The organism is Desulfonatronospira sp. (assembly GCA_003563255.1).
Taxonomy (GTDB): domain Bacteria; phylum Desulfobacterota; class Desulfovibrionia; order Desulfovibrionales; family Desulfonatronovibrionaceae; genus Desulfonatronospira.
Window position 1 is genome coordinate 1 of sequence record PWSL01000007.1, and the last position, 8,874, is coordinate 8,874.

The window sequence follows — 8,874 nt, forward strand, 5'->3', positions numbered from 1 at the left end:
GGACTGGCTCTTCCGGGACCCGCTTGTCCCAGAAAATGAGATATTTTAAGCACAAAATGATGCTCAAGTGGGTCCCGGAGTGCCTGTCCCCTGCTTTCATTAAAAGCGCTAAACAGATACAATACACGAAGTGTAGGCGCAGCCATTCAACATGGGCGAACGGGCGGTAAAGGTTTCTTTATTTCTTGGGTTGCGGGCATGGCCCGCCTTGGATCTTTCTACAAATAATTATCCCACAATTCAGATTTCGGACGGACAGTCATGCGAGTGGCTATTGTAAACTTTTCCCGGCAAAATCTGGTTTCACCCCAGGAGATTATGGCAGCTGTTCAACGCCTGCCACAGGAGCATTACGCCAAGATCAAGATAATCCGGTATGACCCTGAGCGAAGTCTGGCTCTGGAAATGGCCTATATCAACAACAATCCCGAGTCTCTGCGGGCCAGGGGTACATACCTGCACGACTGGGAGAGCTCAGACTCGGTAGTGGTTATTTATCCCTTCAAAACAAGGGATGTTTTTTTTCACACCCTGTACCATGAGATCGGGCACCACGTTTTTTTCCGGGTCCTGGACCAGAGTCTGCGGGATGAATGGTTCGCCCTGCGCAGGGTCGAAAAAGGCTTTGTTTCAAAAAGGGCCCGCAAGGACGCTCGAGAGGATTTTGCGGAAACCTATTCCTGTTTGTGTTTCAGATGCCGACTTCTTAATCATGCCCCTCAAAAAGCTGACTTCATGCTCAGAAAAGTTTTCAGAAGAGTACCTGCAGCAAGGCGATACGTATAGCCTGTTTGCCATTGTCAGCCCTTTTGGAGAATATGCACCTCTCTAATTGTCTTCCCCTATTTGATAATAGTTCTTGCTAAGAGTTGAGGGCATGGTTATTAAACAATCTGAACATTTTTTGTGGGCTTTTTATAGGTAACAGAAGTTTTCTCATTGCCGGAGGTGCTATGAACAGAAAAAACAGATGGTTGAACAAGAAGGGGGTGTCGCTGGATTCATCCCTGACGCGCAGGGATTTTTTGAAAAGCCAGGCCGGTCTGGCAGTGCTTATGGCTGCCTCCGGGGTGGGGGTTCTGGGAAAGGCTCCAGTTTCCAGGGCCGGCGGCTATCCGGATATCGGCGTAGCCAGGGGCGGCCCGGCTGAGTCAGCCAGAGCATGTGTGGATCTCATGGGCGGCATGTCTTCATTTGTCAGTTCCGGGGACAAGGTGGTGATAAAGCCCAACATGAGCTTTGCCCATACCCCGGACCGGGCCACCAATACCAATCCCCGGGTGGTCAGTGCCCTGGCTGAGATGTGCGTGGATGCCGGGGCATCAAGGGTCATGGTTCTGGACAACACCCTGCAGTCGGCCCAGAGATGCATGGAGCTTTCAGGCATCCGGGATGCCTGTGCAGATATCCCCAATACCCGGGTAGAGACCTTTGATTCCCGTCGATTCTTTCAGGAGGTGTCCATTCCTGAAGGTGAAAGTTTTCGAAGCACCGAGGTCATGCGCGATGTTCTGGATGCGGATGTTTTGATTGCCGCTCCCGTGGCCAAGTCACATTCAGCCACCGGGGTCAGTGTTTCCATGAAGGGCATGATGGGACTCATCCGCAACCGGGGTGTGATGCACAGCCGCTACAATCTGAACCAGGCCATAGTGGACCTGTGCACCCTGCTCAAGGCGGATCTCACCGTGGTGGACGCGACCAGGGTGTTGTCCAGCCACGGTCCGCAGGGGCCGGGAGACGTCATTGAGGGTGAGCTTGTGCTAGCCTCAAGGGATATGGTGGCTGCAGACGCCAAGACAGTGGAGTTGTTTCCCTGGTATGGACGAAAGATCCGGCCAGACCAGGTGGAGCATATAAAAATGGCCCATGAGCGGGGTCTGGGCAGGATGGACCTGGACAACCTGGAGATCCAGACGGTTGATGCCTGATGAATTTCAAGAGGACCCTGCAGGCTCTAAGTCTTTTTGCTTTTATCACCCTGCTTCTGCTGGCGGCCTTTCCCCTCAGGACCTGGTTCCCCACTGATTTTTTCCTGCGTCTGGACCCGCTTGTCTTTGCAGGTACTGTGCTGGGGGCCAGGGAGTGGGCAGGAGCACTGCTGCCCGGGTTTCTGATCATCCTGGCCACTTTGTTTCTGGGGCGTTTTTTCTGCTCCTGTATATGTCCCATGGGTGTCACCCTGGATATAAGCGACCGGATTTTCAGGCCAAGAGATTCCGGCAGAAACCTGTCAGTCCAGTCACTCCTGACCCTTCGCCGGGTCAAGTACCTGGTGCTGTTTTTCATCCTGGGTACAGCCATTGTGGGAGTGTCCTCTGTATTTATTGCTTCACCCCTGTCTCTTATAACCCGCTTTTACGGGCTGGTGATTTATCCCTTTGCTGTGCATGTTCTCGACCTGGGCCTGGACAACCTGTACATGATCTACTCCGGCCTGGGGCTGCAGAGCCTGGCCTACTTCGAGCCCCAGAGCTACCGTTTTGCCACCCAGATATTTATCATGGCCTTTTTCATCCTGGTTTTTGCCCTGGTGGTCCTGGCCCCGCGCTTCTGGTGCCGCAGTCTTTGTCCGGCAGGGGCGCTTCTGGCCATTTTTTCCAGAAAGCCTCTTTTGCGCAGGAAAGTCTCTACCTCTTGTACCGAGTGCGGTCTCTGTCAGAGAAGATGTCCCATGCAGGCCATTGAGGAAGACCCGCACAGAACCAGCCACCAGGAATGTATTGTCTGCCTGGAGTGCGTGCGGGTCTGCCCGGAAAAGGCTGTGTCCTTTCAGGCGGGTTGGAACAAAGAACCCGCTGTATCCGGATTTATGCCCCAGAGACGTAAAGTAATGGCTTCGGTCCTGGGGGGCGTGGGATCGGCCCTTCTTTTGCAGACAGGCATTCGAGAGGTGCGCGGCGATATCGTCCCGGGCAATGTTACTCCGCAGTTTTTGATCCGCCCTCCCGGGGCCCTGGAAGAAGAGGATTTTCTTTCCCGGTGCATCCGGTGCGGGCAGTGCATGAAGGCCTGCCCCACCAATACCCTGCAGCCCATCTGGTTTGAGGCCGGGGTTCTGGGGCTTTTCAGCCCTAAAGCCCTGCCCAGGCGGGGACCGTGTGATCCCACATGCAACGTCTGTGGCCGGGTGTGTCCTACAGGGGCCATCAGGGACCTGCCTATAAACGAGAGGGTCTGGGCCAGGATGGGCACGGCCAGGGTGGTACGGGGCAAATGCCTGGCCTGGGCCTGGGACAGGAAATGCCTGGTCTGTTTCGAGGTATGTCCTTATGCGGCCCTGGAACTGCGCCGGGTGCCGGGCATAGATATCCCGGTGCCTTTCGTAATCCTGGAAAAGTGTTCCGGATGCGGTGCCTGCGAGTTTCACTGCCCGGTGCAGGCCCAGTCGGCCATAGTGGTGGAACCCATGAACTCTCTGCGCATGAACAAAGGTTCGTATATCGAGGAGGGCCGGGCCCAGGGCATGGTCCTGGATCCGGATCCGGACCGCGAGCGCGAACCCCCGGAAGAGATCATGCCGGACACAGAGGAACCAGATGATCTACCTCCCGGGTTTACGGACTGAGTATGATGAGTTGATGGCTAACTGGGAGCTTGCCATAAGCGGTGAAAAGCCCTTTAGTGGCTTACTGCTGAAATCTTGTCATAAAAAACAAGAAACTTGGACAGGATTAACAGGATTGGCAGGATAAGCAATCTGCGGCCGGAAGCCGCAGATTGCATTAACCATCGCCAAAGGCGAGTGATAACCTTTTGGCCTGGCTTCCGGCCAGGACAAAGATGATTTTCTCTTCATCAATCTCTTAATCCTGTTAATCCTGTCAAAAAACTCTTTTATTTATTGGGTTGCGGGCAAAGCCCGCCTTAGAATAGCTCCTTTACAGTAATGGAGGTCCGTATGAATGAGTTGTTGGATGTAGTTAGGGTAGAGCCCAATGAAAACTTTTTTCTAAAATTGGAATTTGAAAATGGAGAGGTTCGTGTTTTTGATATGAATCCTTTGCTTATGAAAAAACCATTTAACAGCCTTCAGGAAAAGAAGATTTTTGAATGTGCCACTGTTAACCATGGTACAGTTGTCTGGCCAGACGATATAGATATAGCTCCGGAAACTCTTTATGATTTTTCCAGGCCATTAAAACCCTCTGAAGAATAGGTTAAAACGGGATATTTATGATAGTAGCAGTTGCTACTTAATAAATAATTGATAGCCCAGTTGAACATTTGAGATATTGATGCATCTGCAAAAAGTCGAGAAATCAATAATTCAGAAATTAATAATTTGCATAACTCTCTGTTTTTACTGACCTCTGACGTCTGATCTCTGACCTCTGTCACGCGCCCTGCCACGCGCTTCGCGTGGTTCGCGTGACAAAAATGACCTTTTGCAGTCACATCTTCATAACCGGCTGGTAGAGTTTTTCAATGTATTCCAGTGCGGAGTTTGCCCAGAGAAACCTTTCATAATATCCTGTATACTGCAGGGCGCGAAAATGCAGCGGGTTTTGTGTGTACACCTGTCGGGCCTGGTTTACTGCTTCCAGCTGGTTGGTGAGGATTTCCCTGCGTGACGAGCCGTCAAATCCAAAGCCTGTACCCGCGGGATCGTTGTGCGGCCTGACCGTGTCCGCCAGGCCGCCGGTCCAGCGCACCAGGGGCGGGGTGGCGTGGCTCATGGACTGCATCTGGGTGATGCCGCAGGGCTCAAACAGGCTGGGCATGAGGAATACATCGCTGCCCAGGCTGATCTGCCCGGCTTTTTGGGCATCAAAAGCTATTACAGCGTACAGGTTGGGTCTGTCTGAGAGACTTTGCAGGAAACTTTCGTATTCCGGCTCTCCAGTGGCCAGCACTGCCACGTTAACCCCGGGTATATCCAGGATGTGCTCCAAAACGCTTTTGCCCTGAACTTCTTCCCTCAAAAGCCTGAACTTCTGCTCCACGGCCCGGCCCACAAAACCCAGAAGCAGACCTTCCGGGTCAGGAAAATTATTTCCCAGAGCGGCCTTCATGCGTGATTTTTCCCGGATCATGCCTTCAAACCCGGCATCATCCGGGGAAAAAGAGTATTCGAATCCGTTTAATATGCCGTGCAGCCTGTCCTGACTATCCAGGCGCGCGGCAACTTCATCAAGGCCGTTGCCGCCCTGGAAAAACCTGGACTGGTCCTGGGGCATGGTTATTTCTTTTTTATATGTGGGACTGACGGTGTTGATAGCATGGGACATCTCCATGGCCAGTCTCAAGGCGTTGACACTGTTCCATTCCCTTCGGGGATCGGTGAAGAGGCCCATCGTGTCCTGATGCCGGTCAATCTCCTGAATGTCCCAGTCCTGAATGGCCTGGCGGTGAATATTGCCCTGATAGCCAATGTTGTGGATTGTCAGCACCGTCTTCTGAGGCATGTTCATGATCTTCATCCAGCCCGGCAGGTATCCCATGACCCAGTCGTTTATGTGTACAATATCCGGGTCCTTTGCCTGGATCAGGGGCAGGCAGGCCCTGCAGAAAAAGGAAAAGCGCAGGGCGTCGTCGAAGTAAGGTATTTCCCGGCTGTATACATAAGGTGTGGAGTAATCATTCTTGAAGAGCAGGGGATGGTTGAAGGGAGCTTTGTCCGGTTCCAGGGTGTAATCAGTCTCAAAATAGGCCGGGCTTTTTAGCAGGTTTGCCGGAACCCCACGGATTTCGGTGTGCAGGATACTTATGTCCTCTCTTACGCCGTGAAATTTCACAGAGTATTCATGTTCCGGGGTCAAGGAATTCAGCCCGGGGTTTTTCTGCAGGGTCTGCCCGTAGCATGGAGTGACTATTTCTATGTCCACTCCCTGCTCTTTCAGGGCAGGAGGCAGTTCCCCGGCCACGTCGCCCACTCCGCCCACTTTGGACAAGGGCTTGCATTCTGCTGCGATATAAAGGACTTTCACTCTTCACCTTGTTATGTGTCGGTTTTACGCAAGACTGTTTTCAGCAGAGCCTGGTTCCGTCGGGTACATGGGCATCGGGCACCGCCAGGACCACTGCTCCGTTCTGGTCATGAAATCCGGTCACCAGACACTGGGACATGACCGGACCTATCTGCCTGGGGGGAAAGTTGATCACAGCTATTACCTGTTTGCCAGGCAGGGAGTCCCTGTCGTACAAGTCAGTGATCTGCGCGCTGGATTTGAGGGTGCCGATTTCCTGACCAAAATCCACCACCAGTCTAAAAGCAGGTTTTTTTGCTTCGGGAAAATCATGGACTTCGGTAATGGTTCCGACTCTGATGTCTACTTTCTGGAAGTCATTCCAGTCAATCTGGCTCATATATACCCCTGAATTATGGTGCTTATGGTTACCTGCTGAATCTGGAAGTTTTTAATAAAAAAATCAAGTTGTTTCATGCTTGTTTAAGTATTTGAAAAGGGTATTTTCATGTCTTCAACTCCACTTATAAGTTGTCATGGTATAAAGAAGGCCTATTCCGGCAGGGAACTCTTTTCTGAGCTCAGCCTGGGTTTTTTCCCCCAGGAGAGTACCGGCCTCATAGGCCCCAACGGATCAGGCAAGTCCACCCTGCTCAAGATCCTGGCCGGAATGGAAACCCCGGACGCAGGTGAACTTACAGTCAGGCGGGATACAAGGCTTGTTTACCTTCCCCAGACTGAAAATTTTGACCGGGACCAGACGGTTGAGCAGGCCCTTATACAGGTTATGGAAAACGTAGACCATGATCCGGAAAGCTATGTCAGCCTGAAAAAAACAGCCGGGCAGATGGGCTTTTTTCACCTGGACACCATGGTCTGCACATTGTCCGGGGGGTGGCTTAAAAGGCTGTCCATGGCCCGGGCGCTTCTGCAGGAGCCTGACCTGCTGCTTCTGGACGAGCCCACCAACCACCTGGACCTGGAAGGAATACTCTGGCTGGAAAATGTCCTTAAAAATCCGGATTTCGCCTTTGTCCTGGTGAGCCATGACCGGGCTTTCCTGGAAAATGTCACCAACCGGATAGTGGAGCTGAGCAGGATATATCCGGAAGGGTGTCTGCGTGTGGAAGGCAGCTACTCCACCTTCCTGGAGAAGCGCCAGGAATTTACTCAGTCCCGGGAAAAGCTGGAGCAGAGACTGGCCAGCAAGACCCGCAGGGAAATCGAGTGGCTGCGCCAGGGGCCCAAGGCCAGGACCACAAAGGCCAAACACAGAAAAGAAACCGCCTTCGCTTTGCAGGAAGAGCTAAGCCAGGTGAGATCCAGAAATGCCGGAAACAGGGCGGCTGAAATTGAATTTTCCGGTACCGGCCGCAAGACCAGAAAGCTTCTTCGCTGCAGAAATGTTTCCTGCAAGCGCCAGGGCCGCACACTCCTGGAAGGCCTTGACCTGACTCTTTCTCCGGGAAACCGCCTGGGCATAGTGGGCCGAAACGGTACCGGCAAAAGCAGTCTGCTGGAGATTCTGTCCGGGGAGATGGAACCGGACTCGGGTACGGTGCAATGGGCTGAGGGACTTAAGGTGGTACATTTTGACCAGAACAGGGAGCAGTTGAACCAGGAACAGAGCCTGCAGGAGTCCCTGTGCCCCAGCGGCGACCAGGTGGTTTACCAGGGCAGGGCTTTGCACGTGGTGTCCTGGGCCAGGCGCATGCGCTTTGACCCGGACCAGCTCCCCCTGCCGGTGTCCAGGCTGTCGGGAGGTGAACAGTCCAGGCTGCTTATTGCCAGGCTCATGCTCAAGCCTGCCGATGTCCTGCTTCTGGACGAGCCCACCAACGACATCGACATCCCCACCCTGGAGATTCTGGAGCAGAGCCTGGAAGAATTTCCCGGGGCCATAGTGCTTATTTCCCATGACCGGATGTTCCTGGACAATCTCTGCGACAGGCTTCTTTACCTTGACGGTCAGGGCAGGGCCACTTTTGTGGCCGATTATGTCCAGTATATCCGGGAAGCTGCCCAGACGGACAAGCCTGAACAAAAAGTTCAGTCCGGGAAAAAAGCAAAGCCCAGACCAAGGCAGCAGAACAAGATGTCATTCAAGGACCAGCGGGAATATGAAAGCATTGAAGGCGATATTGAAAAGGCTGAAAACGAGGTGGCCGGCCTCAAGGAAAAGATGAACCGTCCGGAAGTCATGAGTGACGCCAAGGAACTGGAAAGGCTTTGCAGTGAACTGGAACAGGCTGAAGCCGGTCTGATGCGGCTTTACGCACGCTGGGAGGAACTTGAGGAAATAGCTGAAAAGTGCAGCAGGTGATATGCTGAAAACTTAAACATGGTATATTTAAGACGCGCCTGCAAGAAATACTGTTGCAGGCGCATCCTGTTATCATTTAATTTTTTTATGTGTGCTGCCTGGCAGCTCACCTTGCTTTGAGGTTTGCTTACAGCTTGCAGGCCTCGCCGCCTTCGCAATAGTTGCGGATGAACTGCCCCAGCTGAATGCCGAAATTGTAGCACTTTTTACCCAGAAGGCAGTTGTCTACATCAGTATCTTCCAGGTGTGTTGAAAGTTTGTTGCCGTCTTTTTCGAAAGTGGCCTCCCAGGCCTTTTTTTCGGAATTGTAGTCAATCTGAAGCCCCACTCCGTATTGAGCGATCTCGGGATAAATCTCTTGCAGCTTGTTTTTGATATCAGAAGCCTGTGTAGCCATAAAGCCCTCCTTTGGTTCTTGTTCGAGTTGCTGGAAAATCTTTTTCGCCGTTAAAACTCCAGATACAATAAATCCAGATTTTTTTATTGGCAATACCTTTAGTCAATAGCTCGATAATCATGTCAGTGACTTACTCCTGAAACCCTGTCACAAAAAACAAGAAAAATTTGAGCCATGACGGGGGTTCAGCGCTTGGCACTGTAAATGTTCCGCACTTATTTTTTAAGAAAAAGACTACTGCCCAC

Annotated in this window: 8 protein-coding genes; 5 read left to right on the forward strand and 3 right to left on the reverse strand. The window is 52.3% G+C overall.

Features of this window, described 5'->3' with window-relative positions; all coding sequences use genetic code 11:
* The first annotated feature begins 261 nt into the window (after positions 1 to 261).
* The 4 genes from QZP87_RS00205 (at position 262) to QZP87_RS00220 (ending at position 4,159) form a co-directional block, all read left to right on the forward strand.
* Positions 262 to 786: a hypothetical protein gene (locus QZP87_RS00205; RefSeq protein ID WP_291320913.1), complete on the forward strand. Its 525-nt coding sequence runs from the start codon at positions 262 to 264 to the stop codon at positions 784 to 786.
* 167 nt (positions 787 to 953) lie between these two features.
* Positions 954 to 1,931 (forward strand): DUF362 domain-containing protein, encoded by a 978-nt coding sequence (locus QZP87_RS00210; RefSeq protein WP_291320914.1) that lies wholly within the window; start codon positions 954 to 956, stop codon positions 1,929 to 1,931.
* Positions 1,931 to 3,568 (forward strand): 4Fe-4S binding protein, encoded by a 1,638-nt coding sequence (locus QZP87_RS00215; protein ID WP_291320915.1) that lies wholly within the window; start codon positions 1,931 to 1,933, stop codon positions 3,566 to 3,568. Before QZP87_RS00210 ends, QZP87_RS00215 begins: the two co-directional genes overlap by 1 nt.
* Before the next feature lie 333 nt (positions 3,569 to 3,901).
* A complete protein-coding gene (locus QZP87_RS00220; protein WP_291320916.1) occupies positions 3,902 to 4,159 on the forward strand; it encodes a DUF2442 domain-containing protein in 258 nt (85 codons plus the stop codon).
* A gap of 235 nt (positions 4,160 to 4,394) precedes the next feature.
* On the opposite strand, the gene QZP87_RS00225 is transcribed toward QZP87_RS00220, so the two are convergent.
* Together QZP87_RS00225 and QZP87_RS00230 are read right to left on the reverse strand one after the other, a co-directional pair.
* Complete coding sequence (locus tag QZP87_RS00225) at positions 4,395 to 5,930, reverse strand: glycogen/starch synthase (protein ID WP_291320917.1); 1,536 nt, start codon at positions 5,928 to 5,930, stop codon at positions 4,395 to 4,397.
* 40 nt (positions 5,931 to 5,970) lie between these two features.
* Positions 5,971 to 6,309: a tRNA-binding protein gene (locus QZP87_RS00230; RefSeq protein ID WP_287043858.1), complete on the reverse strand. Its 339-nt coding sequence runs from the start codon at positions 6,307 to 6,309 to the stop codon at positions 5,971 to 5,973.
* 108 nt (positions 6,310 to 6,417) lie between these two features.
* Between QZP87_RS00230 and QZP87_RS00235 the strand changes: the two genes are divergently transcribed.
* Complete coding sequence (locus QZP87_RS00235) at positions 6,418 to 8,232, forward strand: ABC-F family ATP-binding cassette domain-containing protein (RefSeq protein WP_291320918.1); 1,815 nt, start codon at positions 6,418 to 6,420, stop codon at positions 8,230 to 8,232.
* A gap of 127 nt (positions 8,233 to 8,359) precedes the next feature.
* Here QZP87_RS00235 and QZP87_RS00240 read toward each other — a convergent pair whose 3' ends face one another.
* Complete coding sequence (locus QZP87_RS00240; RefSeq protein WP_287043862.1) at positions 8,360 to 8,629, reverse strand: hypothetical protein; 270 nt, start codon at positions 8,627 to 8,629, stop codon at positions 8,360 to 8,362.
* Positions 8,630 to 8,874: the final 245 nt, after the last annotated feature.